Consider the following 25170-nt stretch of genomic DNA (forward strand, 5'->3'; position numbering starts at 1 on the left):
GAGCAGTATGAACGCTCCTCACGTGCCCCTGTCGATCCTCGATCTCGTCTCCATCTCCGACGGCCAGAGCACCCGCGACGCCATCGCCGCCTCGATGGAGGGCGCGCAGGCCGCGGACCGGCTCGGCTACGAGCGGTACTGGTTCGCCGAGCACCACAACACGGACTCCCTCGCCTCCTCGGCGACCTCGCTGCTGATCGACCGCGCCGCCTCGATGACGAAGCGGATCCGCGTCGGCTCCGGCGGGATCATGCTCCCGAACCACTCGCCGCTCGCGGTGATCGAGCAGTTCGGCACCCTCGTGCAGTTCCACGGCGACCGGATCGATCTCGGGCTCGGCCGCGCGCCCGGCACCGATCAGCTCACCGCGCAGCTGCTGGCCCGCACCTCCGCCGAGCCCGGCGCCTTCGTCGCCGCGGTCGAGCAGATGCGGGACTGGTCCCGTGAGGTGCCCGCCTCCGGCGGGCTGCCGATCACCGCGGAGGTCGCCCGCGGCACCGAGGTGCCGATGTGGATCCTCGGCTCGACGGCGAACGGTGCGCGCCTGGCGGCGCAGCTGGGCATGCCCTTCTCGGTCGCCTCGCACTTCGCGCCCTTCCAGTACCTGCACGCGCTGGAGACCTACCGCGCCCACTTCGACCCCGACGCCGCCTCCGCGCAGATCGAGCGGCCCCACACGATGGTGGGCGTGAACCTCGTGGTCGCCGAGACCGACGAGGAGGCGCAGCGCCAGTTCACGACCCTGCAGCAGATGTTCCTCGGCGTCGTCACCGGGCAGCGGCAGAAGATCCAGCCCCCGCGGGACATCACCGAGGTCGCCCCGGAGCACCTCTTGCAGAAGGTGGACCAGACCCTGTCGATCAAGGCCGTCGGCTCCCCCGCCACCGTCGTCTCCCAGCTCGAGGAGATCGTCGCGGCGACGCAGGCCGACGAGCTGATCCTCACCGCCTACCACTACGACCCCGCGGACCGGCTGAGGAGCCTCCAGCTGCTCGCCGAGGCCTGGGGGCTGGGGCTCTGACCCCCGCGCCCCGTCTCCGCACCTGCCTCACCGGCGCGCTCGTCACCGCGGCGCTGCTCGGCGGCTGCGGCCCGCTGGGTGGCGGCACCGACCGGGACGAGCCCGACTGGGTGCGGGACGAGGCCTCCGAGCGGTACTTCCGGCCGGATCTCGTCGGGCACTCCCCCGAGCTCGTCGAGGAGCACTTCCCCGTGCTCGAGGGCGTGGGAGCGGTGACCGTCGCCGACGGCCGTTTCACCGACCCCTACGAGAGGGTGCCGATCCCGGCCCAGGACGACTACTGGTGGCAGTCGGCGATCGAGCTGGAGCCCGCACAGGTCGACGAGCTCGTCTCCGCCACGGCGGCGGCCGGCGCCTCCGACCACGGCGGGGCGGGCGCGCCGGAGCCGGTCTCCGAGGACGAGGTGCTCGACGCGCTCGTCCCCACCCTCGAGGGCGAGGTCCAGGACTGCCCGGGCGGCTGGGTCGACGTGTCGCCCGCGCTCGCCCAGGAGAAGGGACCGGACGTCTCCGACGCGGGCGACCTGCTCGAGCTGACCGCCGTGTGCGAGGGCGGGTCGCAGCTGCTCACCTCGGCCCGCGACATGTGAGGCGCGCCGGGCGGCGCGTCAGCGCCCCGTCGGCCGCACCCGCGCGGTGACCGTCGCGTGGTCGCTCGCCGCGCGGCCCTCGTGCAAGGGCACCCGGGCCGTGTACTCCTCGACGACGAGATCGCGGACGAGGATCCAGTCGATCCGGATCCCGCCCGTCTCCGGCGTGCCGTAGTCGGGGAAGGTGCCGATGTCCTCCCCCACCTGCGCGGCGGCGACGTCGTGGGCGTCCTCGAAGCCGGCGTCGCGCAGCACCCGCCACGGGATGCTGTCGCCGCCTGCGGCGTTGAAGTCGCCCAGCAGCACCACGGGCGCCCCGTCGGCCGCCTCGCGCAGGTGCTGGGCGAGCAGTCCCGCGCCCTTCGCCCTCGCCTCGTGCCCCTCGTGGTCCAGGTGCGTCACCGCGGCCACCAGCTCGCCCCCGCTCTCCCGGTCCCGCACCCGGGCCCACACCGCGATCCGCGGGCACATCCCGTCCCAGCCCGTCGACCCGATCCTGTCGGGCTCCTCGGAGAGCCACAGCTGGTCCCAGTCCAGCACCTCGAACCGGTCCCGGCGCAGCAGCAGGAGGTTGTGCTCCCCGCGTCCGCCGCCCTCGCGGCCGATGCCGAGGCGCAGGTGGGTGGCGGCGAGCGTCTCGTCGATCACGGGGATCTGCGAGGCGAGCACCTCCTGCAGGCCCACGACGTCCGCGCCGGCCTCGTCGAGGAGCCGGGCGAGCACCGGTGCCCGCTCGGGCCAGTGGTCGGCCTGACCGGGGAGGGTGCTCTCGTCGTGGTACCGGATGTTCTGGGTGAGGAGCGAGAGGGCGGGCGGCTGCGCGTCGGTGGGTGCCATCGCTCCATCCTCGCGCACGACGGGCGCGTCCCGACGCGGCAGGGCGTGTCCCGTCGCGGTGCCGCTCCTGCCATGCTGAGGACATGACGACGCCGTCGGCCGCCGCCCCCGCGGACCCCGCGGAGCCCTCCCCCGCCTCGCGCTGATGCCGGCGGTCGGGGTCTCCGCCTCCGCGTTCCTGCTGTTCGCCCTGCAGCTGGCCGGCTGGGGCCACCTGCTGCTGGCCCTCAGCCTGCTCGGCGCGGTGCTCGTCTCCCGGGAGCTCGCGAAGGACCTCGCCCTGATCGGGGTCGGGATCACGATCGTCTCGACCACCTCGGTCGTCGCCTCGGTGGACTGGGACCGCTTCCTCACCATCGGCGCCGTGCTGCTGCTGGCGGTGCTGGTGCCCGTGGCGGTGGACCGCCTGCTGCTGCGCCGGCGCGCGATCCGGTTCCCGCTGCGCACGGGCGAGCCGTGGACCCGACTCGAGAAGGGCTACATCGTGGCCGTGCCCTTCCTGGGCTGGCTGATCCTGCCGTTCTACTTCATCACCTCGGGCGTCTACCGCAACTGGCCCCCTCTGGCCGACGGCGGGGAGGTGGCTCGCTTCTTCGCGGGCGTGAACTTCGTGGGCACCTGGGACGAGCTGTTCTTCATCTGCACCTGCTTCGCGCTGCTGCGCCGGCACTTCGGGGTGTGGACCGCGAACCTGCTGCAGGCGACGATCTTCGTGTCGTTCCTGTGGGAGCTCGGCTACCAGGCCTGGGGGCCGCTGCTCACCGCGCCCTTCGCGCTGCTGCAGGGCTGGCTGTTCGCCCGCACCGGCTCGCTGCTGTACGTGCTGATCGTGCACCTGCTGTTCGACGTGGTCGTCTTCCTCGCGATCGTGCACGCCCGTCATCCGGGGGCGATCCCGATCTTCCTCGTCTGAGCGGTCGCGGGCCGGACGGCGCGGACCCCGCCGCCCGACCCTCCTTGCGAGGATCGGACGACGGGGTCCGCGACGGGACGGCGGGGACTACTCGGCCGCGCTGCTCATGCCCAGCAGGTCCGGCAGCAGCATCGTGATCTGCGGGACGAACACCACCAGCAGCAGTCCGATCAGCAGCGCCGCGAAGAAGGGCAGCATCTGCCGGATCACCGGCTCGACCCTCACGCCGCCGACCTTCGCGGCGATGAACAGGATGTTCCCCACCGGCGGGGTGATCGTGCCCAGCGAGAGGTTGAAGGTGATCATGAGGCCGAAGTGGATCGGGTCCACCCCGAGCTCCATCGCGATCGGCAGGAAGATCGGCGTGAAGATCAGGATCGCCGGCGTGGGGTCCATGAAGGCGCCCACGATCAGCAGGATCAGCATCATCAGCAGCAGGATCACCGTCTTGGAGTCCGCCAGGCCCAGCAGCGCCGAGGAGATCGACTGCGGGATCATCGCGTAGGACAGCACCCAGCTCAGCGCCGAGGACACCGCCACCAGCAGCATCACGACCGCCGTGGTGCGGGCGGCGCCCGCGATCACGGTGGGGAGGTTCTTCAGGGTGAGCTGTCGGTAGATGAGCCCGAGGATGAACGAGTAGGCCACGGCGATCACCGCGGACTCGGTCGCGGTGAAGAAGCCGGCCAGCAGGCCGCCGATCACGATCACGATCATCAGGATCGCGGGCACGGCCTTCAGCAGCGTGGTGATCGCGAGGCCGAAGGGGACCTTCTCGCCGCGGGCGCTCATGCCCGGACGGGTGCGGGAGAGGATCGCGACGACCACGAGGCAGGCGAGCACCCACACGATGCCCGGGCCGTAGCCCGCGACGAACAGCGTGGCCACGGAGGTCGAGGAGACAAGCGAGTACACGATCAGGGTGTTCGACGGCGGGATCATCATGCCGGCCGGGGCGGAGGCCGCGTTCACGGCCGCGGAGACCGAGGGGTCATAGCCCTCGCGCTTCATGCGCGGCCCGAGGGTCGAGCCCATCGCCGCGGCCGACGCGACGGCCGCGCCGGAGACGGAGCCGAACAGCGCATTGGCGACGACGTTGGTCTGGGCGAGGGAGCCGGGCATCCGGCCCACCAGCACCTTGGCGGCGTCGATGAGCCGTTCGGCGATGCCGCCGGTGTTCATCAGCGATCCGGCGAGCACGAAGAACGGGATCGCCAGCAGGGTGAACGAGCTGGCGCCGGTGAACATGCGCTGGGAGGCGACGAACACGGCCTGCTCGGTGCCGACCACGGCGGCGAGCGCCACGATCGAGGGGAGGCCGATCGCGATCGCGATCGGGGCGCCGACACCGATGAGCACGACGACTCCGGCGATGAGGATGACTCCGGCGAGAGTTGCGGGATCCACGGCTCAGGCCTCCTTCTGCTCGGTCGGGCTGGTCGGAGAGGCCGGGGTCGGCCCGTCGGCCGACGGGCGCCCGTCCTCGGGCGCGCCGTCCGCGTCGGCGCCGGCCGACTGGAGAGCGGCCTCGGTCTGGGCGTCGTCGCCGGCGAGCATGTCGTCGCCGCGCGCGGCGCGCACGAGGTCCTCGAGGGCGAACAGGGCGATGAGGACGCCCGCGATCGGCAGGGCCAGGTACATCTGCCCCACGGTCACCGGCAGGCCCGGGATCGCCTGGTCGAAGGAGATCGACATGCCGCGGATCCCGCCCCAGACCAGGCCCAGCAGCGCGAAGGCGAGGACGGAGAGCTCGACGAGCACGGACGTGACGCGCTGCGCGGGACGGGGCATCAGGCGGGCGAAGAAGTCCACCGCGACATGGCCCCGCTCCCCGAACACCATCGCGACGGAGAACAGCACCAGCCAGATGAACAGGTACTGCGAGACGGTGGTGGTCCAGCCGCTGGGCGACTGCAGCACCTGGCGGGTGAACACCTGCCAGATCACCACGAGCACCAGCACCACGAACAGCGCGATGCTGATCCAGGTCAGGCCCTGGACGAGCCTCCTGCGCGGCGCGCTCATCGCTCCACCCCCATCTCGTCGGCGAGCGCGCGGACGCGCTCGTACAGGTCCTCGTCCTCGGGGCTGTCGAGGAAGGAGCGCCCCACCTCCTCGATCGCCGGGGTGAAGGCCTCGGGATCGGGCTCGGTGATCTCGACGCCGGCCTCCTCCATCGCCTGGATGCTGGACTCGGTCTCCTGCGCCCACAGCGTCACGAACTCCTCCTGCGCGGCGGCGAAGGACTCGGTGAACGCGGCCTGATCGGCCTCGTCCATCTCCTCGATCCGGTCCACGTTGGCCATGACGTAGTCCAGGCCGACGAGGTGGTTGGTGAGGGTGAAGTGCGGGGCGATCTCGTAGTGGCGCTGGGTCACGTAGCTGACCTCGTTGTTCTCGGCGCCGTTGAGCACCCCGGCCTGCAGGGCGGTGTACACCTCGCCGTAGGCCATCGGGGTGGGCGAGGCGCCGAGCGCACGGGTCAGCGCCATGAACACGTCGGACTCCTGGACGCGGATCTTGAGCCCGGCGAGGTCGTCGGGGCCCTCGATGGGGCCGCGGTCGGTGTAGACGTGGCGGGAGCCCTGGGTGAATCCGCCGAGCACGCGCAGGCGGCGCTCGTACTCGAGGGAGGAGAACAGCTCGCCGACGATCGAGTCGTCCTTCAGCACGGCGGTCTGGTGCTCGATGTCCACGAAGGCGCCGGGCAGGTTCAGGGGCCGGAACGCCATGGAGAGGTTCTCGACCTGCGGCGCGGAGATCACGGCCATGTCGACGCTGCCGTCGGAGACGAGCTGGACCACCTCCTGCTGCGCGCCGAGCGCCTCGTTGGCGTAGACGCGGGCTCCCCAGCGGCCCTCGGTCGCCTCGGCGAGCTTCTCGCCGAAGGCCGTCAGCGCGAGATAGCTGGGGTGCGTCTCGGTCTGGTTCAGGGAGATCGTCAGGATGTTCTCGACGTCGGTGGCGGCGCCGGCGTCGTCCGGGGCGCAGCCGCCGAGTGCGAGCGCTCCGGCGCCCAGCAGCGGGATCCCTGTCAGCAGTGTGCGCCGCGCCGGCCGTGGCGTCGGCGGTCTCGGGGTCGTCCTCGACCTCATGCGTTCCTCCTCCTCAAGGCGTCGAGGAGTCGCTTCACGGCGTCCTCGACGGGGTACGCCGCCCATCCTGTCCGCGAACGCGGCGGGCCGCCGGTCCTTGCCGGAGGTTTCCCGGAGGTCAGCGGGCGGTGAGCACCGCGCGGATCGCGGCGAGGGTGGCGGGGATGCCCTCCCGTGCCGCCGCATGGCGGATCGCGTTCTCCTCCTCCGCCCGCTCGCCGTAGCGCTCGACGAACACCTTCTCCAGGTGCTCGGTGGTGCGGGTGTACTCCGTCAGCTCGGTCCCGCCGCCGTCCGCCGGCCGCATCCGGTAGCCCCATTCGGCCCGCCCCGGGCCGACGGACCAGGCGAAGTGCTCCCCGGGCACGTCCGCGATCACCTCGGAGACGGTCTGCCACTCCCTCTCCAGGGTGCGGTTGTGGCCGATGAACCGGGCGCCGACGCCGCGCCGCTCGTCCTCCCACTCGCAGCGGTGGCACTGCCGGCTCCACTCCCCCGTCCGGGTGACGTCGCTGAGCAGCGCGTGCACCTCCTCCGGGGCGGCGTCGACGTGGATCGAGTCCTGCAGCTCATAGGTCATGGCGTCATTGTGCCGTGCACGACGCCCCCGGGCCCGGACAGCGACGAGCCCCGACCCTCGTCAGAGGATCGGGGCTCGTCGAGCGCTCGGGTGGAGCGGCAGGTGATCAGGAGATCACATCATGCCGCCCATGCCCCCCATGCCGCCCATGTCGCCGCCGGCGGCCGGGGCCTCGGGCTCCGGCTTGTCGGCCACGACGGCCTCGGTGGTGAGGAACAGGCCCGCGATGGACGCCGCGTTCTGCAGCGCGGAGCGGGTCACCTTGACCGGGTCGATGATCCCGGCCGAGACCAGGTCCTCGTACTCGCCGGACGCGGCGTTCAGGCCCTGGCCGACGGGCAGGCCCTTGACCTTCTCCGCCACGACGCCGCCCTCGAGACCGGCGTTGACCGCGATCTGCTTGAGCGGGGCCTCGATGGCGACCTTGACGATGTTGGCACCGGTGGCCTCGTCGCCCTCCAGGGCGAGCTTGCCGAAGGTGTCCGCACCGGCCTGCAGCAGCGCGACGCCGCCACCGGCGACGACGCCCTCGTCCACGGCGGCCTTGGCGTTGCGCACGGCATCCTCGATGCGGTGCTTGCGCTCCTTGAGCTCGACCTCGGTCGCGGCGCCGGCCTTGATGACGGCCACGCCGCCGGCCAGCTTCGCGAGGCGCTCCTGGAGCTTCTCGCGGTCGTAGTCCGAGTCGGAGTTCTCGATCTCGGCGCGGATCTGGGAGACGCGGCCGGCGATGCGGTCGGCGTCGCCGGTGCCCTCGACGATGGTGGTCTCGTCCTTGGTGACGACGATCTTGCGCGCCTGGCCGAGCTGCTCGAGACCGGCGGTCTCCAGCTTGAGGCCGACCTCCTCGGCGATGACCTGGCCGCCGGTGAGGATGGCCATGTCCTCCAGCATCGCCTTGCGGCGGTCGCCGAAGCCGGGGGCCTTGACGGCCACGGACTTGAAGGAGCCCTTGAGCTTGTTCACCACGAGCACCGCGAGGGCCTCGCCCTCGACGTCCTCGGCGATGATCGCCAGCGGCTTGCCGGCCTGGATGACCTTCTCCAGCAGCGGCAGCAGGTCCTTGACGGAGGACACCTTGGAGGAGAGCAGGAGGATGTAGGGATCCTCGAGCACGGTCTCCTGGCGCTCGGCGTCGGTGACGAAGTACGGCGAGATGAAGCCCTTGTCGAAGCGCATGCCCTCGGTGAGCTCCAGCTCGAGGCCCATGGTGTTGGACTCCTCGACCGTGATCACGCCCTCCTTGCCGACCTTGTCGAGGGCCTCGGCGATGAGCTCGCCGATGGCCGGGTCGGCCGCGGAGATGGCGGCGGTGGAGGCGATCTGCTCCTTGGTCTCGATCTCCTTGGCCTGCTTGAGCAGGGTCTCGGAGACCGCGGCCACGGCCTGGTCGATGCCGCGCTTGAGCGCGATCGGGTTGGCGCCCGCGGCGACGTTGCGCAGGCCCTCCTTGACCAGGGCCTGGGCGAGGACGGTGGCGGTGGTGGTGCCGTCGCCGGCGATGTCGTCGGTCTTCTTGGCGACCTCCTTCACCAGCTCGGCGCCGATCTTCTCGTAGGGATCGTCGAGCTCGATCTCCTTGGCGATCGACACGCCGTCGTTGGTGATGGTGGGGGCGCCCCAGGACTTCTCGAGCACGACGTTGCGACCCTTGGGGCCGAGGGTGACCTTGACGGCGTCGGCGAGCTGGTTCATTCCCCGCTCGAGGCCGCGCCGGGCCTCCTCGTCGTAAGAGATGAGCTTGGCCATTGTGGAATCTCTCCCGTGTCTGTGATGTCCACCCGGCCCAGTGCCCGCGACGGACGGGAGCCGGCACCGTGTTCATGTCCCACGGCGCCGACGCCCTCACGGGGCCGGAATGTTCAGGTCCCGGTGCGCGGGGGCTGTCACTCCCGTGCACCGAGTGCCAGATCATCATAAGCACTCTGCCCCTGAGAGTGCTAACTCTCCGCGAGGAGCGGACACGGCCCCGTCGGCCGGGCCGGACGTCGCCCGGGGGCCGTCTCGCCGAACGGCGCCGACGGGCTCGCCGGACGGCGCCGACGGGCACGCCCTGTCCCGCCCCACGGCCCGCACACGCGGACGCGCCGCCCCTCCCGGAGGAGGAGCGGCGCGTCGCGGGGCCGCAGGGGCGTGCGAGGAGGGATCAGCCCTCGCCCTCGCCGCCCTCGCCGCCCTGATCACCCTGGTCGCCGTCGCCGCCCTCGCCGCCGCCGTCACCGGGCTCGGTGACCGCGATGAAGGTCAGGGGCGAGTCGTACTCGTCGCTCTGGCGGGCCTCGCCGGCGCCGACCTGCTCGGCGAGCGCCTGGGCGGTGTCCGCGTCGGCCTCGTCGCGGTAGAACACGACGGGCTCCTGCTGGGGGCTGTCGGCGGTGGCGACGCTGACGTCCTCCCAACCCTCGCCCTGGAGCTCCTCCTGCCAGGTGCCGGCGAGGCCGTTGATGCTGCCGGCGTTGATCACCTGGACGGGCACGGAGAGGTCGGGCTCCGGGGCGGGCTCCTCCGAGGGGCTCTCCTCGGGGGCGGCCTCGCTCGAGGCGCTCTCCGACGCGGAGGCCGGGCCCTCGGCGCCGTCGTCGCCGCCGCCCATGCCGCCGATCACGAAGAGCAGCACCACCAGCAGCACCACGGCCGCGCCGATGATGATGATGTACAGCAGGTTCTCCCGCCAGAAGGGGAGCTCGGCGCGGTGGGCGCCGTGGAAGGTGACGGCGTCCGCCTCGTCGTCGAATCGGTCCGGCGGGTAGGGATACTGGGAATCAGCCACGGACCCATTTAACATGGTCGACCCGGATCGGGGGTGGAGCACACGCCCCGGAGACGGATGGCTCAGGCCACGCGATGGTCGCCGCCGAGGGAGGCGCCGCCGTCCTCGGAGGTGCGCCGGGCGCGGAGCCGGTTGACGACGGCGGGGGCCGCGCGCAGCGCCGCCGGCTCGTCGAGCAGGGCGTTCAGCCGCACGTAGTAGGCGACCTTCGACAGGCCGATCTCCTCGCGGATCGCCCGCTCCTTCGCGCCGACGTAGCGGAAGGTGCGCCCCTCGAGCGCGAGGATCCGGCGGTCCCGCTCGGTGAGCGCCCCCTGCGGCCCCGGCAGCGCGACCTCGGACGGCACGCGCTCGGACGCCGAGCTCTCCGACGACATGCGCTCCGACGAGGGGGCGTCGGTGGCGCGCACGTCGGCGCGGGCGGGCTCGTCGGAGGCGGAGGGCATGGACCGAGGCTACGCACCTGCGCCCGCTCCCCCGCGTTGCCACGCCGCCGCCCTGCGCAGGTCGTGAGGGATGCCTCGCCGGGAGGGCCGATGCGCCCCGACGGCGCCGTCCGCGGATGGTTGACTGCCTCCATGCCTGCTCCCCTGACCGAGATCATCGCCCCCGACTGGGCCGAGGCCCTCCGCCCCGTCGAGAACCGCCTCCACGAGATCGGCGGCTTCCTGCGTGAGGAGGTCCGCGCGGGCCGCGGCTACCTGCCCGCCGGCGAGGCGGTGCTGCGCGCCTTCACCCGGCCGATGTCCGAGGTGCGGGTGCTGATCGTCGGCCAGGACCCGTATCCCACGCCGGGTCACCCGATCGGTCTGTCCTTCGCGGTGGAGCGGCACGTGCGCCCGCTCCCCCGCTCCCTGACCAACATCTACAAGGAGCTCGAGAGCGATCTCGGCATCGTCCCCGCCGCGCACGGCGACCTCTCCTCCTGGCAGGCCCAGGGGGTGCTGCTGCTGAACCGGGTCCTCACCGTCGCGCCCGGCGCCCCGGCCTCCCACCGACGTCGCGGCTGGGAGGAGGTCACCGAGCACGCGATCCGCGCCCTGGTGGCACGCGGCGGGCCGCTCGCGGCGATCCTCTGGGGCCGCGACGCGCAGTCGCTGATCCCGCTGCTGGGCGAGGTGCCGCATGTGGCGAGCCCGCACCCGAGCCCGCTGTCGGCCTCCCGTGGCTTCTTCGGCTCCCGTCCCTTCTCGCAGGTGAACGCGCTGCTCGAGGCGCAGGGAGCCGGACCCGTGGACTGGCGGATCCGGGACTGAGGCCGGGTTGGGACCGGGCCCGGTCCGAGAGCGCGCCGGTCCCGCCGCGGGGGCGGGCCCCCGGCCTCGCGCCCGACGGGGCGGGAGGAGACCGCCCGGTCCGTCGGCCTCCCAGGGCCTCGCACGACCGCGCCGGACACTACTGTGGGGGCATCGCGTCCGCCGTCCCAGCCGCCGTGGAGGTCCCGATGCCCCTGAACCCCGCCCAGTTCTCCCCGCAGGGCCCAGGGGTCGACTACGACCCGCACTGGTACCGCAAGGCCGTGTTCTACGAGGTGCTGGTGCGCGCCTTCGCCGACGGCAACGGCGACGGGACCGGGGACTTCACCGGGCTCATCGAGCGCCTGGACTACCTGCAGTGGCTCGGCATCGACTGCCTGTGGCTGCCGCCCTTCTTCGCCTCCCCGCTGCGGGACGGCGGCTACGACATCTCCGACTACGAGCAGGTGCTGCCGGAGTTCGGCTCGATCACCGACTTCGAGCGGCTGGTCTCCGAAGCGCACCGGCGCGGGATCCGCGTGATCATCGACCTGCCGATGAACCACACCTCCGACAAGCACCCCTGGTTCCTCGAGTCCCGCTCCGACCCCGAGGGCCCGTACGGGGACTTCTACGTCTGGTCCGACACGGACGAGAAGTACCAGGACGCGCGCATCATCTTCGTGGACACCGAGGAGAGCAACTGGTCCTTCGACCCGGTGCGCCGGCAGTTCTTCTGGCACCGCTTCTTCTCCCACCAGCCGGACCTGAACTTCGAGAACCCCGCGGTGCGCGAGGCGATGTTCGAGGTGGTGCGGTTCTGGCTGGACAAGGGCATCGACGGTTTCCGCGCCGACGCGATCCCGTACCTCTTCGAGGAGGAGGGCACCGACGGGGAGAACCTGCCGGCCACCCACGAGTTCCTCGCCGAGCTGCGAGAGTTCGTGGACGAGAGCTGGCCGGGCCGCGTGATCATCGCCGAGGCGAACCAGTGGCCGGCCGACGTGGTGGAGTACTTCGGCACCCCTGAGCGGCCCGAGTGCCACATGTGCTTCCACTTCCCGGTGATGCCGCGGCTGTTCTACGCGCTGCGCGAGGGCAGCGCCCGCCACATCATCGACATCCTCGAGGACACCCCCGAGATCCCCGCCGGCGCCCAGTGGGGCACCTTCCTGCGCAACCACGACGAGCTGACCCTCGAGATGGTCTCCGGCGAGGACCGCTCGGCGATGCTCGGCTGGTACGCGCCCGATACGCGGATGCGCGCGAACGTCGGCATCCGTCGGCGACTGGCACCGCTGCTGGACAACTCCCGCTCCGAGCTCGAGCTGATCCACGCCCTGCTGCTGTCCCTGCCCGGCTCCCCGTTCCTCTACTACGGGGACGAGATCGCGATGGGCGACAACATCTGGCTCGAGGACCGCGACGCGGTGCGCACCCCGATGCAGTGGACCCCGGACCGCAACGCCGGATTCAGCGAGATCACCGACCCGGGCAAGCTCTACCTGCCGGTGATCCAGTCGCTCGTCTACCACTACTCGACCACCAACGTCGAGGCGCACATGGCGCACTCCGGCTCCCTGCTGCACTTCGTGCGGTGGATGCTCGCGGTGCGCAAGGAGCACGACGCCTTCGGGCTCGGCGCGTACCGGAACATCCCTGCGGACTCCGAGCGGGTGCTCGCCTTCACCCGCACCTACGACGGCGCCGAGCACGGCGAGGACGCGGAGGCGCACGCCGAGACGCTGCTGTGCGTGTTCAACCTGTCCTCCCAGCCGGTCACCGCGAGGCTCGAGATGACCGGGATGGACCGACGCACCGTCCGGGACCTCTTCGGCGGGCACGAGTTCCCGGCGGTGGACGAGGCCGGCACCCTCACCCTCACCCTCGGCGGGCACGGGTTCTACTGGCTGAAGGTGCGCCCGCTGGACGCCCACGGCGAGCCGATGACGACCACCACCGCGCTGCCGGTGATCACCGCGGACTGACCGCGCCCGGCCCCGCACGCGGGCCGACGGCACCCGCGCCCCTTCTGCCGCCTCCACGGCCGAGACCCCCGTCACATGCATGCTCTGCGGCGCCTCGAGCGGCCGGGGTGCAGGGTCACCGCAGGTCAGAGCACGCCCCGGGCCGTTCGACGAGCGTGGCGCGAGAGCTCTGCGACCCGTAGGTCACCGCTGCGCGGGGCGGACGCGCAGGGCCTCCGAGCGCGCCGGTGTGCCATTCTCATGGATCGGCAGGCCGCCCCCGCGAGCCGCGAGCGCCCTGCCGTGACCCCGTAAGGAAGGGAGAGCACGGTGGCAGAGCACCGTTCGACGGCGGAGGAGGCGGCCGATCCGGGCACGAGTCCGGAACGCCTCCTCGAGCTCACCGAGAAGCACCCCCAGCTGCATCGGCTGATCGTCATGAACCCCTCGGCCCCCGAGGTCGCGCGCCAGTGGATCCTGGCCACGAACCAGTGGGCGAAGCAGGCCTACGAGGCCGGCACCGAGCAGTCCGACGAGGACGACGACCTCGACGAGGGCGAGCCCACCCAGCTGCATCAGGTGGTCCCCGACGAGGATCGGGCGCCCGAGGAGTCGGCGTGGACCGCCGCGCAGGAGTCGCAGGCTCCCGAGGAGCGGCCCGCGACGGCACCGCAGGCCGATCCCGACGACAGCGCGTCCGCCTGGGACGAGGTCCCCGAGGCACTCGTCTGGGGGACCGCCGGAGCGACCGGCGCCGCCGCAGCCGGCGCCGTGGGCGCGGGAGCCGCGGGAGCCGACGCCTCCGCCGGCGAGCGCCCCGGCACGACGCCGCCCCCGGCCCCGCCCGCGCCGCAGGCCCCCGTGGGCGGGCCGGCGTCTGCCGCGCAGCCGTCGCCCTCCGCGCAGCCCCCGGCCGAGGGCTCGCCCTCGGTACGGCTGTCGCCGAAGGCCTCCGTGGTCCCGCTCGGCGCCGCCCCCGCCTCGCAGACGTCCCCGACCTCGCAGACCTCTCCGGCGCCGCAGGCCTCGCCGGCCCCGCAGGCCGGTCCGCCGACCCGGCAGATGCCGGCCGTCGCCGCGTCCGCCGCCGCCACGGGCGCCGCCGCCTCCGCCGCGCAGCATCCGACCGGCCCTCAGGGTCCCTCCGGACAGCAGCAGCACCCCTACGGACAGCAGAGCGCGGCGGCCCAGGGCCCCGCCTCGGCCCCGCCGCCCGTCGGCCGTCCTCCCCAGGACGAGGACGATTCCGACGACGGCAGCCGGAAGCGGGCCCTGATCGCCTGCGGCGGCTGCCTCGTGCTCGCCCTGATCCTGCTGCTCGTGATCGGACTGGGCGCCCGCGCCCTGTTCGCCCCCGACGAGGAGCAGTACCAGCGCGACAGCTCGACGACCAGCGCCGAGGCCGCTCCGGAGGAGACCACCGAGGAGACGACCGAGGAGACCACCGAGGATCCCGTCTCCCCCGCCCCCGAGGGCGCCGAGGAGATGTCCGAGCTGCTCTCCCCCACCGGGAACATCAGCTGCCACCTCGAGGAGGACTCCGTCTCCTGCTCCCTCGTGGAGCGGGACTTCTCCGAGGCGGGGCTCGAGGACTGCGAGAACGGCCCGTTCTCGATCACCGTCGCGGGCGAGGACGCCGAGCGCGCCTGCGGCACGTCCTTCCTCAGCGACTCCGCGCCCACCCTCGAGTACGACCGCAGCGCACAGCGCGGCGACGTGGCGTGCACCAGCCGCTTCGATGGGATGACCTGCTGGAACGTCATGACCGGCAAGGGCTTCACGGTGAACAAGGTGTCCTACGAGACGTTCTGACCCACCGGGCCCGCCCCGCATCGACGAGCCCCTCGCCGGAGTGATCCGGCGAGGGGCTCTTTCCTGCGTGGCTGCCGCACGGTCCTGCGGGGACCGGGGCGAGAGCTGGAGACGGGAATCGAACCCGCAACCACCTGTTTACAAGACAGGTGCGCTACCGTTGCGCCACTCCAGCGAGAGGGGACCGACCGCGATGCGGCCGGTCCCCTGAGAGTGTAGAGGCCCGCGGGCCTCGGGGCGGCCTGCGGCTCAGCCCTCGCCGCCGTCGGAGGCGGACCCGCCGCCCGCGGCGAGCACGGCCTCGCGCATCGCACCGGGCTGGGACCACTGGTCCGAACCGAAGGTCTCGCTGTCGATCTCGACGTACGGGGTGCCGCCGCCGGTCTCCTCGCCGTAGGGGTCCACGACCTGGCGCACCCACGGCTGGTAGGTCTTCGAGCTCATGCAGGACTGGACCTCGTCGGAGGCGCCGGCCTCCTGGGCGTAGCCCCAGATCTGCTCGTCGGTCAGGCCCGCGCTGCGCTCGGCGGGCTGGTTGGCGAACATCAGCTGCTGGAAGCCGATGGCGTTGTCGGGGTTGTCCTCCCAGACGCAGGCGAGAGCGTTCGCGGCGCGGGAGGAGTAGTCACCGGTGGTGGACTGGGTATCCAGGAAGCGGCGCGGCACGAGGTGCACGGTCGCCTCCTCGTTCTCGACGATCTGCTGGAGGTCCGCGCCGTTGATCTCCTCGAACTGGCCGCAGACGGGGCACATGAAGTCGAGGTGGATCTCGAGCACCGGCTTGCCCGAGTCCTCGGGGGCGCCGATCGGGAGATAGGGCTGGTCCTCGGCGACGCCTTCGGGGGTCGCGACGGGACCTGCCGGCTGCGCCTGGCGATAGATGAACAGACCGGCGGCGGCGACCAGCACGAGCGCGACGACGGTGACCGCCGCGATCACGATGGTGCGGACGGTGCGCTGACGCTTGAGCTCTGCCTGGCGCTGCGTGCGCAGGGCCTCGCGCTGTGCTTCGCGGCGCTCCTGCGCCGACTGGGACGGACCGGACGCGGCCATGTGATCTCCTCGCCCCGGGCTGGGGCAGCGGTCGGTGGTGGGTCGTGCAGAGTTTAACCGTGGCCACCTGGACGGGGCCGGACGGGATGAGCGACCTCACCCGCCCCCGCGCGGTGAGCACCCGCGCCCCTGTGCAGGAGTGCCGTCGTCACCGTCTCCACAGCGCGATGTCGTCCAGCCGCGGCCCCTGCGGGAAGGGGAGGTAGTCCACCATCCCCTCGCGGGCCACGAGCGCGAAGACCACCGCGCCGAGCAGCAGCAGGAGCAGCACCAGCACGATCGCGCCCCACAGCATGTCGGGCGCGGCCGCGTCGAGCATCCGGTGGGCGCCGTCGCGGGTGGTGCGGCTGCCGATCCCGACCCAGGTGATCAGCAGGGTGATCGCCATGGCGGTCGCGAAGGCGACCCCGTCGGGCAGGGGCGAGCCCTGCAGCAGCGTCCAGGCGGCGTCGAGGGCCAGGCCCACGAGCAGGCCGAGGACCAGCGGGAACAGTGCCTGCAGAGCGATCTCGAGCAGTCCCAGCAGGAAGCGGAAGGGGCTGGCGAGCCCTGCCGCCCAGGTCGGTCCGGAGCCGGTCGCGCCGCGCATCCGCTGCGCGGTCACGGAGCGGTGGCTGCGCTCCCAGGTGCGGGCGAGCGCGCCGAGCAGGAGCAGGACGCCGAGCGAGATGTAGGGGGCGAGCGCGGCGAGGGCGACGATCAGCAGGTGCCCGGTCCATACCAGCAGCGGCCGACGGGGCGGGGCCGGCGGCGCCGCCCACATGCCCTGCCCCGGAGCCATCTGCTGCGGCGCCATCGGGTGGGGCGCCATCTGCTGGGGCGCGAGCTGCTGCGGAGGCACCCCGTGCTGCGGGGCGAGCTGCTGGGGCGCGGTCTGCCCGCCGCCGTGGGCGGGCCGCTGCATCGGCCCCGGCTGCGGGTATGGCTGCGAGTGCTGCTGCGGGGCCGTCCGCTGCGGCGACGCGGCCGCGCCGTAGGGCGAGGCGTCCTGCGGCGCGGCGCCGTACGGGCCCGCCGCTCCGACGGGCCCGGCCGACGGCGGCACCACGGGCAGCGCCCGGGTGGGCGTGCCCGTCACCGGGATCACCTCGGTGGGCGGATCGTCCGGGGTCGCATAGCGGGGCAGGGCCTCCGTGGGCTGCTCGCCCGCGTCCGCGATGCGCGGCAGCGCCTCGGTCGCGGCGTCGCCGGCCGGCAGGGCCTCGGTCGCGCCGTCGGCGCCCGTCCCCTCCACCTCGTCCGTCGGGGTCGCGGCGCCGGCCGCGGGGGCTCCGTCCGCCCCGAGGACGGGCAGCACCGCGGTGCGCGGACCGGCCTCGAACGCCTCGGTGTCGCCGGGGTCGTCGTAGCGGTCCAGGTCGAGCTCGGCGAGGCGCGCCAGCAGCTCCTCGGGCGTCGCGCGCTCGGCGGGGTCGGCGCACAGGGCCGAGCGCAGCCAGCCGCCGAGCTCGGTGGGCACGCCGTCGATGTCGATCTCCCCGCGCTCCGCGCGCAGGAACACGAGGTCCGCCCGTCCGGTGCCGAAGGGCTCCCACCCGGTCGCGGCGAAGGCGAGCATCGCCGCCCAGGACCACCAGTCCCCCGCCTCGACGGTGCGGTCGGTGCGCACCACCTCCGGGTCGAGATAGGCGGCTGTGCCCATCACCAGGCCGGTCGAGGTCAGCCGCGACTCCTCCGCGGCGATCGCGATGCCGAAGTCGATGATCACGGGGTCCAGGCCGTCCCCGTCGGGGTCGAAGCCCGAGAGGTCCCCCTCGGTCGCGCCGCGCAGCAGCACGTTGCTGGGCTTGAGATCGCGGTGGATCACGCCCGCCTCGTGGATGACCCGCAGCGTCTCCCCCAGCACCAGGCCCACCTCGCGCACCGCCTCGGGGTGCAGGCCGCCGTGCGCGCGCACCGCGTCCTCGAGCGTCGGCCCGGGCACGAACTCGGTGACCACGAAGGCGTCGGAGGACTCCAGCTCCGCGTCCAGGATCCGCACGATGTTGTCGTTGCGCAGCCGCTGCTGGGCGGCGACCTCGCGGGCCAGCCGCTCCCTCGCACGAGGGTCGTCGGCGATCTCGTGGCGCAGCATCTTGATCGCGACGTCGTTCCCGTCGGCGTCGTGCGCGCGATAGACGATGCCCATCCCGCCCGTTCCGATCCGCCCCAGCACCTCGTAGCCGGAGTCCTCGGCGAGCGCCTCCAGCCGCGGATCGCTGGCGGCCGGAGGTCGTCGGGGCGTGCGCGAGTCGGACATGGGCCCCATGCTACGAGGCCCTGCACGGGCGAGCGGCGGCTTCACCGCACCCCCACAGGGTCCCCACGCGGCCCCGGACGTGAGACGATCCCACCGCGGCGCGGTGGGCGTCGCAGGGAATCCATCGACCGATGCCGGTCGACCGACGAGATGAGGGGCCATGCGCTCGAACCTGTTCGACGCCTCCAACCAGGAGCGCCAGACCAACGACCGATGGGCGCTGCAGTCCTCCAAGATGCTGCGGTGCGCGCTGAAGCCGCAGGCCCCGGAGATCATCTCCGCCGCGGGCGCGATGGTCGCCTACCAGGGACAGATGGACTTCTCCTACCAGGGCTCCGGCGGCGGCATGAAGCTGTTGAAGAAGATGGCCACCGGCGAGGGCGGGAACATGATGCGCACCCGCGGCCAGGGCGAGATCTTCTTCGCCCGCCAGAACAACGAGATCTTCCTGCTCCAGCTGGAGGGCGACGCGCTGACCCTCAACACCCGCAACATGCTCGCCTTCGACTCCTCGATCCAGTGGGACATCCGTTCGCTGGGCGGGGCGGGCTTCATGGCCGGCGGCCTGTTCAACCTGTTCCTGCAGGGGCAGGGGATGGTCGCGGTCACCTCCGACGGGCCGCCGATGCTGCTGGACTGCTCCCAGCAGCCCACCTTCGTGGATCCGCAGGCCGCGGTGTGCTGGTCCGCGAACCTCCAGCCGCAGATCAAGAACGACTTCAAGATGGGCTCGCTGATCGGCCGCGGCTCCGGGGAGTCCTTCCAGCTGGGCTTCCACGGCCCGGGCTTCGTCGTCGTCCAGCCCTCCGAGGGCGCGCCGGTGGTCGCCGCCTCCTGAGCGTCCCCGCGGCGACCCGGCGGGGCCGACCGCTCGGCCCCGCCGTCACCGCACGTCCGGGCGGCGTGTCTACGATGTCCCGGTGACCATCACGCATCCGCAGGCCCTGGCCGAGGAGCTCACCGCCCTCGGCCCCACGGGTCGACGGCGGGCGGCGGCGAGCGCCGCGACGATGTTCGCGGCAGACGTCTCCGCCCCGTCCCCCGCCCTCGATCCGGTGCCCGTCGTGCTGGACGCGGAGTCCTGGGCGGAGCTGTCGGCGGGGCTCGTGCAGCGGGCGCGGCTGCTGGACGCCCTGTACGCGGACCTGTATGGACCGCGCACCGTGCTCGACACCGAGGTCGCGCCGGCGGCCGCGCTGCTCGCGGACCTCGCCTACCTGCGCCCGGCGGTGGGGATCCCCGCCCGCGGCGCCCATCACCTCTTCGCCGTCAGCACCACCGTCTCCCGCACCGCCGAGGGCGCCTGGGTGGTGCACGAGGACGCGGTGGACGTCCCGCGCGGCGCGGGCCTCACCCTCGAGCTGCGGCGGGTGCTCTCCCGCAGCGCGCCGTCGCTGTACCGCAGCACGGAGATGCGCCGCCTCCATCCCTTCTTCGACACGCTGCGCACGTCCTTCCATCAGCGCACCCGGGCCGACGGGCGCGCCGGGCGCCCCGTCGTGCTCCTCGACGACGCGGAGGAGCCGCTGTCCGCCTTCGACCACAGCTGGCTGGCGAACCTGCTGGGCGCGCCGACGGTGTCGGTCGGGGACCTGCGCGCCGGTGCGGGCGCCGTGACCCTGCGCCTGTCGGGCCTGGCCTCCGCCCCGGGCGAGCCGGTCGACGCGGTGCTGCGGCTGGTCCCCTCGCCGCTGCTGGACCCCCTGGACCTCGGGCCGACGCCGCTGGGCGGGGTGACGGGCCTCGTCGAGGCGGCGCGCTGCGGCGACGTGGAGATCCTGAACCCGCTGGGCACGGGCCTGCTCGAGAACCCGGCCCTGCGCGCGGCGCTGCCCGACCTGTGCCGGCAGATGCTGCACGAGGACCTGCAGCTGCGGCCCGCACCCGCGGACGCCGCCCCTGCGCTGTGGCCCTCGCTGGATCCGTCGGGCGGCGAGGAGCTCACGGGACGCCCGGTGACGCTGAGCCTGCTGGTGATGGGGACCGAGGACGGCTTCGAGGTGCTGCCCGGCGGGATCGCGCGCACGGCCGACGAGGGCCCCGAGGCGCTCAAGGACGTGTGGGTCGCCGTCCCCGACACGTCCGCGGTCCCCGACGAGGAGCCGACCGGCCGCCCGGCCGTGGAGCCGGCGTCGCGGCGCGCGAGCGTCTCCGCCTACCCGACGATGACCCGTTCGGTCGGCTCGGACCTGTTCTGGTTCGGCCGCTATCTCGAGCGCGTCGACTCCACCGCCCGCCTGCTGCGCACCGTGCTGGACACCTCCAACGACCTCGACGCCGAGCACAGCCGCAGCGCCCGCGCCGCCCGCACGGTGCTGCTGCGGGCGGTGACCGAGGTGACCACCACCTATCCCGGCTTCCTCGACCTGGACCTCCGCGACGGCGAGGCGGTGCGGCTGGAGATCGAGAGCCTGCTGGGGGACGTCGGCCGGCCCGGATCCCTCGCGCAGTCCGCCGCGGCGCTCGCCCACACCACCCGCACCCTGCGCGACCTCCTCTCCGACGACGTGTGGCCGGTGATCACGCGGATGCGGCTCCAGGTGCGCGGCGGGAGCGTGGACCCGCGCCCGCTGGAGCAGTGGCTCACCGACATCGTCGACGGCTGCCTGACCCTCTCCGGCGCGGTCGCCGACGCGATGCCCCGCGACCTCGGCTGGGACCTCACCGAGATCGGCCGCAAGATCGAGCGGACGATGAGCCTGCTGGCGCTGCTGCGGGCGGCCCTCGGCCATCGCCGCGGCCGCGCCGCGGAGGAGCGGATCGCGAACGCGGTCGCGCTGATCACCGAGTCCGGCGCCTCCTACCGCCGCTCCTTCCACGCCGCCGTGCAGCCGGAGCTGCTGGTCGAGCTGCTGCTCAGCGACACCACGCTGCCGCGCTCGCTCGCCTTCCAGCTGGACCGGCTCGGCCAGGCCCTGGACCGGCTGCCCGAGACCGCGCCCTCCCCCGAGCTGCGCGCACCGCTGTCGGCGCTGCGCACCCGCCTCGCCGCCTGGGAGCCCCACGAGCTGCTGCGCCCGCTGCCGGGCGCGCCGGCCGGCGAGGACGCGCCCACCGCGCTGCCGGCGGAGATCGACGCGGCGACGGAGTCCCTGCGCTCCCTCGCCACCGCCCTCGAGGACCGCTTCTTCCGCGCCTCGGAATCCACCTCGCGATGGGGGGTCGACGATGTCTGAGAACGCACACGAGACCCGGTCCGGACAGGACGGCGCGACCCCTCACGGCGCGCGGCCGCTGATCCCGCTGCGCCAGGAGGACGCCCCCGCCCTGGACCCGGTGCACTACCGGGTCCACCACCTCACCTCCTACCGCTACGCGAAGCCGGTCACCCGCAACTACGGCCGCGCCCACGTCGAGCCGCGCGCCACCCCGCACCAGCGCGTGCTCTCGCACGAGGTGGTCGTCGATCCGGCACCCGCCCGCCTCACCGCGCACACCGACTTCTACGGGAACTCCTCGACCTACCTCCTGGTCGACGCCCCGCACGAGCAGCTCGACGTGCACTCCCACGCCCGGGTCTCCGTCGCCGAGCGCCGCTACGGGCTCGAGCCGATGTCCCGCCCCTGGGAGCAGTGCACCCCCGAGCACTGGGGCGCGCCGATGCCCGGGGCGAGCCTGGACTTCGTCCACCCCTCCCCACGGGTCCCGGGAGGGACCGCCGCCCGGGAGATCAGCGCCGAGGTGTTCCGGCCGGGACGCGCCGTCGGCGAGTGCCTCGCTGAGCTGACCGCGCTGATCCACACCGAGTTCACCTACGACTCCGCGGCCACCACGGTCACCTCCACCCTCGAGGAGGTGCTGGGGGCCCGGCACGGCGTCTGCCAGGACTTCTCCCACGTGGGGGTCGCCGCGGTGCGGGAGGCGGGGCTCGCCGCCCGGTACGTCTCCGGCTACCTGCGCACCGCCCCGTCTGCCGGCGGGGCGCTGGGCACCGAGCCGGCCGGGGAGATGATCGGCTCGGCCGCCTCGCACGCCTGGCTGAGCGTGCTCGTGCCCGGCACGGGATGGGTCGACATCGACCCCACCAACCGCACCTTCGTGGACCAGCGCTTCGTCACCACGGCCTGGGGCCGGGACTACGCGGACGTGCCGCCGCTGAAGGGCATCGTCGTCGGCCCGCCCGGTGCCAGCAGCACCCTGAGGGTCGCCGTCGGCGTCGTGCCCGAGACGGCGGGGACCGAGTCCGCAGACTGACGCAGGTCCCCTCCGCCGCGCCGGACCGGGCGTACCCTGGCTGCTGGTCACCGAAGGGGAACCCGCCCGGCTCCCCTCGTGCCGCACCGCGCGGCACGGCGGCCGACCCCTCAGACCTCCGTCCCCCGACCGCGCCGGGACGCCCCCTGCCCCCAGAGAAGGACCTCCTCCGATGACCAGCCCCGCCCCCGGATCCCGCAACGCCGCGCCGGCACCCGCACCGTCCACCGCCGCGACCGCTCCGAAGCCCCTCACCAAGGCGCTCGAGGACGCGATGTTCGCGAAGGCGACGGCGCCGCTGGGGAAGATGTTCCTCGCGTCCCTCAGCGGCGGCGCCTTCATCGCGCTCGGCTTCGTGTTCATGGTGACCTCGCAGCAGGGCATGGGCGAGTGGCCGGTCGGGATCGCGAAGCTGATCGGCGGCGTCGTCTTCTCCGTCGGCCTGGGCCTCGTGGTGATCAGCGGCTCCGACCTGTTCACCGGCACCACGATGACCTCCATGCCGCGCCTGTCCCGCCGGATCACGACCGGGCAGATGCTGCGTCACTGGGGCGTCTCCGCGGGCGGCAACCTGATCGGCTCGCTCACCGTCGCGCTGCTGATCTTCCTCGCCGGCACGCACGCCACCAACGGCTCCGCCTGGGGGATGGTGGTGCTGGACACCACCCAGGCGAAGGTCTCCCACGACTGGCACCAGGCGTTCTTCCTGGGCGTGCTCGCGAACTTCGCCGTGTGCCTGGCCGTGTGGGCGGCGACGGCCGGCAAGACCGTCGCCGACAAGGTCCTCGCCGTCGCCGGCCCCATCGCGCTGTTCGTCGCCACCGGCTTCGAGCACTCGGTCGCGAACATGTTCATGCTCCCCATGGGCCTGCTGGTCAAGTACGGCGCCGGTGCCGGCTTCTGGGAGGGCGAGGCGCTGACCGAGGCCGGGAGGTCGCTCGGGGACTACTCCTCTATCACGGTCGGCGCCGCGATCTGGGACAACCTCATCCCCGTGCTGCTGGGCAACATCGTCGGCGGCGCGGTGCTGGTCGGTGCGTACTTCTGGTCGATCCACCGCCGCGGCGCCGAGGACCTCGCGAAGAGCTGAGACCCGCCCGGCGGCTCCCCCGCGATCTCAGGAGCCGCCGGTCGTGGCGTCGAGCGGCTCACAGTGACCGGGGTGATGACGAATTCCGCGTATAGAGTGGTGCGGAAATCATTGCGACCCGGCGCCACGGCGCCACGAGACCGAGGTGTGATGTCCTCCTCCCAGCAGCCCTTCCGCCTGGCCGTCATCGGCTCCGGCCCCGCCGGTGTGTACGCCGCAGAGACCCTGCTGCGCTCCGCCCCGGTCAAGAGCGGCGAGCTCGAGGTCAGCATCGACCTGTTCGACCGCTTCCCCGCCCCGTTCGGCCTGATCCGCTACGGCGTCGCCCCCGACCATCCGCGCATCAAGGGCATCATCACCGCCCTGCACCGGATCCTCGGCCGCGGTGACATCCGCTTCCTCGGCGACGTCGAGTTCGGCACCGACCTCACCGCCGAGGACCTCCGCACCCACTACGACGCGGTGATCTACGCGACCGGCGCGCTCAAGGACGCGGACCTCCGGATCCCCGGCATCGAGCTGGAGGGCTCCCACGGCGCGGCCGACTTCGTGGCCTGGTACGACGGGAATCCCGACTACCCCCGCACCTGGGAGCTCGACGCGGAGTCCGTGGCCGTGATCGGCAACGGCAACGTCGCCCTCGACGTCGCCCGCGTGCTCTCCAAGAGCGCCGACGAGCTGCTGCGCACCGAGATCCCGGCGAACGTGCACGAGGGCCTGCAGGCCGCGCGCACGACGGACGTGCACGTCTTCGGCCGCCGCGGCCCCGCGCAGACGAAGTTCTCGCCGCTCGAGGCGCGCGAGCTCGCCCATCCCAAGGGCCTCCAGGTCGTCATGGATCCCCGCGATCTCGAGCAGATCACCGAGGCGCAGTGGGAGGCCATCAAGGCCGACAAGCGCACCGACCAGGTCGTGCAGACCTTCGTCGGCTGGCTCGAGGAGCAGCAGCGCCGCGAGGCCGCCGGCGAGGAGCCGACGGACCGCGAGGGCGGGCCGGTCCAGCGCCGCCTCCACATGCACTTCTGGCACCGCCCCGTCGAGGTGCTCGGCGAGGACGGCAAGGTCACCGGCATGCGCTTCGAGCGGACCCGCCTGGACGAGGACGGCGAGCTCGTGGGCACCGGCGAGATGGTCGACTACGACCTCGGCGCCGTCTACCGGGCCGTCGGCTACCACGGCTCCGAGCTGCCGGGCGTGCCCTACGACGCCCGTCGCGGCGTCATCCTCAACCAGGCCGGCCGCGTCACCGAGGCCGACGGCTCCGTCATCCCCGGCGCCTACACCAACGGCTGGATCAAGCGCGGCCCCGTCGGCCTGATCGGCGCGACGAAGTCCGACGCGATCGAGACCATCACCTGCCTGCTCGAGGACATCGAGGCCGGTCGCCTCTCCCCCGCTCCCGAGCGGGACGACGACGCGATCCTGCGCCTGCTCGAGGACCGGGGCGTGCAGTACACGACCTGGGACGGCTGGATGGCGCTGGACGAGCACGAGAAGAGCCTCGGCGCCGCCGCGGTGGACGCCGACGGCGAGCCCCGTGCCCGCATCAAGGTCGTCGAGCGCGAGGAGATGGTGCGCGTCTCCCGCGAGGGCGCACCGCAGCCCACGCACGCCTGAGCCGCGCACGAGCAGCAGGCACCCCGCCGCAGGGCCGGGGGTCGGACCGGAGCACCGGTCCCGGCCCCCGGCCCTTCTGCATCGCCCGGCGCCGTTGCGGCCGCGGCTGTGAGACCCGGAACAGCGCGGCCCGCGCACGGTGCAGGGGTCGCCCCGC

Annotated in this window: 21 protein-coding genes and 1 tRNA gene; 11 read left to right on the top strand and 11 right to left on the bottom strand. The window is 72.9% G+C overall.

Translation table 11 applies throughout. The annotated features are described in order from the left end of the window. Positions 1–7 precede the first annotated feature (7 nt). Together DS079_RS03020 and DS079_RS03025 are read left to right on the top strand one after the other, a co-directional pair. On the top strand, positions 8–1021 hold the full coding sequence (locus DS079_RS03020) for an LLM class flavin-dependent oxidoreductase (protein WP_126984756.1): 1014 nt from the start codon (positions 8–10) through the stop codon (positions 1019–1021). Positions 1022–1131: 110 nt separating this feature from the next. Continuing rightward, positions 1132–1611 carry a hypothetical protein gene (locus DS079_RS03025; protein ID WP_126984757.1) on the top strand — a complete coding sequence of 160 codons (480 nt, stop codon included), beginning with the start codon at positions 1132–1134 and terminating at the stop codon, positions 1609–1611. A gap of 18 nt (positions 1612–1629) precedes the next feature. Here the strand turns inward: DS079_RS03025 and DS079_RS03030 are convergent, their stop codons facing one another. Beyond that, on the bottom strand, positions 1630–2448 hold the full coding sequence (locus DS079_RS03030) for an endonuclease/exonuclease/phosphatase family protein (protein WP_126984758.1): 819 nt from the start codon (positions 2446–2448) through the stop codon (positions 1630–1632). A gap of 145 nt (positions 2449–2593) precedes the next feature. Between DS079_RS03030 and DS079_RS03035 the strand changes: the two genes are divergently transcribed. Continuing rightward, positions 2594–3361, top strand: a complete 768-nt coding sequence (locus DS079_RS03035) for a CPBP family intramembrane glutamic endopeptidase (RefSeq protein WP_126984759.1) — start codon at positions 2594–2596, stop codon at positions 3359–3361. A gap of 87 nt (positions 3362–3448) precedes the next feature. Here the strand turns inward: DS079_RS03035 and DS079_RS03040 are convergent, their stop codons facing one another. From DS079_RS03040 to DS079_RS03070, 7 genes are all read right to left on the bottom strand, one after another. Further along, positions 3449–4768 carry a TRAP transporter large permease gene (locus tag DS079_RS03040; RefSeq protein ID WP_126984760.1) on the bottom strand — a complete coding sequence of 440 codons (1320 nt, stop codon included), beginning with the start codon at positions 4766–4768 and terminating at the stop codon, positions 3449–3451. 3 nt (positions 4769–4771) lie between these two features. Then, positions 4772–5386, bottom strand: a complete 615-nt coding sequence (locus DS079_RS03045) for a TRAP transporter small permease (RefSeq protein ID WP_126984761.1) — start codon at positions 5384–5386, stop codon at positions 4772–4774. Next, entirely contained in the window at positions 5383–6456 is a 1074-nt protein-coding gene (locus DS079_RS03050) for a TRAP transporter substrate-binding protein (RefSeq protein WP_126984762.1), read from the bottom strand. The genes DS079_RS03045 and DS079_RS03050 overlap by 4 nt, the downstream gene beginning before the upstream one ends. 118 nt (positions 6457–6574) lie before the next feature. Next, complete coding sequence (locus tag DS079_RS03055) at positions 6575–7036, bottom strand: SRPBCC family protein (protein WP_126984763.1); 462 nt, start codon at positions 7034–7036, stop codon at positions 6575–6577. Positions 7037–7150: 114 nt separating this feature from the next. Next, positions 7151–8785 carry a chaperonin GroEL gene (gene groL, locus DS079_RS03060; RefSeq protein WP_126984764.1) on the bottom strand — a complete coding sequence of 545 codons (1635 nt, stop codon included), beginning with the start codon at positions 8783–8785 and terminating at the stop codon, positions 7151–7153. A gap of 397 nt (positions 8786–9182) precedes the next feature. Then, positions 9183–9806, bottom strand: a complete 624-nt coding sequence (locus tag DS079_RS03065) for a LytR C-terminal domain-containing protein (RefSeq protein ID WP_126984765.1) — start codon at positions 9804–9806, stop codon at positions 9183–9185. A gap of 62 nt (positions 9807–9868) precedes the next feature. Next, a complete protein-coding gene (locus tag DS079_RS03070) occupies positions 9869–10252 on the bottom strand; it encodes a DUF3263 domain-containing protein (protein ID WP_126984766.1) in 384 nt (127 codons plus the stop codon). A 132-nt stretch (positions 10253–10384) separates the two neighbouring features. Here DS079_RS03070 and DS079_RS03075 point away from each other — a divergent pair, with 132 nt between their 5' ends. The 3 genes from DS079_RS03075 to DS079_RS03085 all read left to right on the top strand — a co-directional run bounded on the left by DS079_RS03075 (position 10385) and on the right by DS079_RS03085 (position 14820). Next, positions 10385–11062: a uracil-DNA glycosylase gene (locus tag DS079_RS03075; protein ID WP_126984767.1), complete on the top strand. Its 678-nt coding sequence runs from the start codon at positions 10385–10387 to the stop codon at positions 11060–11062. 188 nt (positions 11063–11250) lie between these two features. After that, positions 11251–13029, top strand: coding sequence for a maltose alpha-D-glucosyltransferase (gene treS, locus DS079_RS03080; protein WP_126984768.1), 1779 nt, complete (start codon positions 11251–11253; stop codon positions 13027–13029). 309 nt (positions 13030–13338) lie between these two features. Beyond that, a complete protein-coding gene (locus DS079_RS03085) occupies positions 13339–14820 on the top strand; it encodes a variant leucine-rich repeat-containing protein (protein ID WP_126984769.1) in 1482 nt (493 codons plus the stop codon). A 103-nt stretch (positions 14821–14923) separates the two neighbouring features. Here the strand turns inward: DS079_RS03085 and DS079_RS03090 are convergent. The 3 genes from DS079_RS03090 to DS079_RS03100 all read right to left on the bottom strand — a co-directional run bounded on the left by DS079_RS03090 (position 14924) and on the right by DS079_RS03100 (position 18112). Beyond that, positions 14924–14995 (bottom strand) — tRNA-Thr (locus DS079_RS03090). A 74-nt stretch (positions 14996–15069) separates the two neighbouring features. Continuing rightward, entirely contained in the window at positions 15070–15873 is an 804-nt protein-coding gene (locus tag DS079_RS03095) for a DsbA family protein (protein WP_126984770.1), read from the bottom strand. 148 nt (positions 15874–16021) lie between these two features. Then, on the bottom strand, positions 16022–18112 hold the full coding sequence (locus DS079_RS03100; protein ID WP_126984771.1) for a serine/threonine-protein kinase: 2091 nt from the start codon (positions 18110–18112) through the stop codon (positions 16022–16024). Between the two features lie 160 nt (positions 18113–18272). Here DS079_RS03100 and DS079_RS03105 point away from each other — a divergent pair, with 160 nt between their 5' ends. From DS079_RS03105 to DS079_RS03125, 5 genes are all read left to right on the top strand, one after another. Further along, positions 18273–18950, top strand: a complete 678-nt coding sequence (locus tag DS079_RS03105; RefSeq protein WP_126984772.1) for an AIM24 family protein — start codon at positions 18273–18275, stop codon at positions 18948–18950. A gap of 82 nt (positions 18951–19032) precedes the next feature. Then, positions 19033–21288, top strand: a complete 2256-nt coding sequence (locus DS079_RS03110) for a circularly permuted type 2 ATP-grasp protein (protein ID WP_164736076.1) — start codon at positions 19033–19035, stop codon at positions 21286–21288. Continuing rightward, a complete protein-coding gene (locus DS079_RS03115; RefSeq protein WP_010550084.1) occupies positions 21281–22306 on the top strand; it encodes a transglutaminase family protein in 1026 nt (341 codons plus the stop codon). Before DS079_RS03110 ends, DS079_RS03115 begins: the two co-directional genes overlap by 8 nt. Before the next feature lie 172 nt (positions 22307–22478). Beyond that, positions 22479–23396, top strand: coding sequence for a formate transporter FocA (locus DS079_RS03120; RefSeq protein WP_126984773.1), 918 nt, complete (start codon positions 22479–22481; stop codon positions 23394–23396). 150 nt (positions 23397–23546) lie between these two features. Continuing rightward, entirely contained in the window at positions 23547–25013 is a 1467-nt protein-coding gene (locus tag DS079_RS03125) for an FAD-dependent oxidoreductase (RefSeq protein ID WP_126984774.1), read from the top strand. Positions 25014–25170 lie beyond the last annotated feature (157 nt).

Origin of the sequence: Brachybacterium paraconglomeratum, from assembly GCF_003994255.1 — a bacterium.
Lineage (GTDB): Bacteria > Actinomycetota > Actinomycetes > Actinomycetales > Dermabacteraceae > Brachybacterium > Brachybacterium conglomeratum.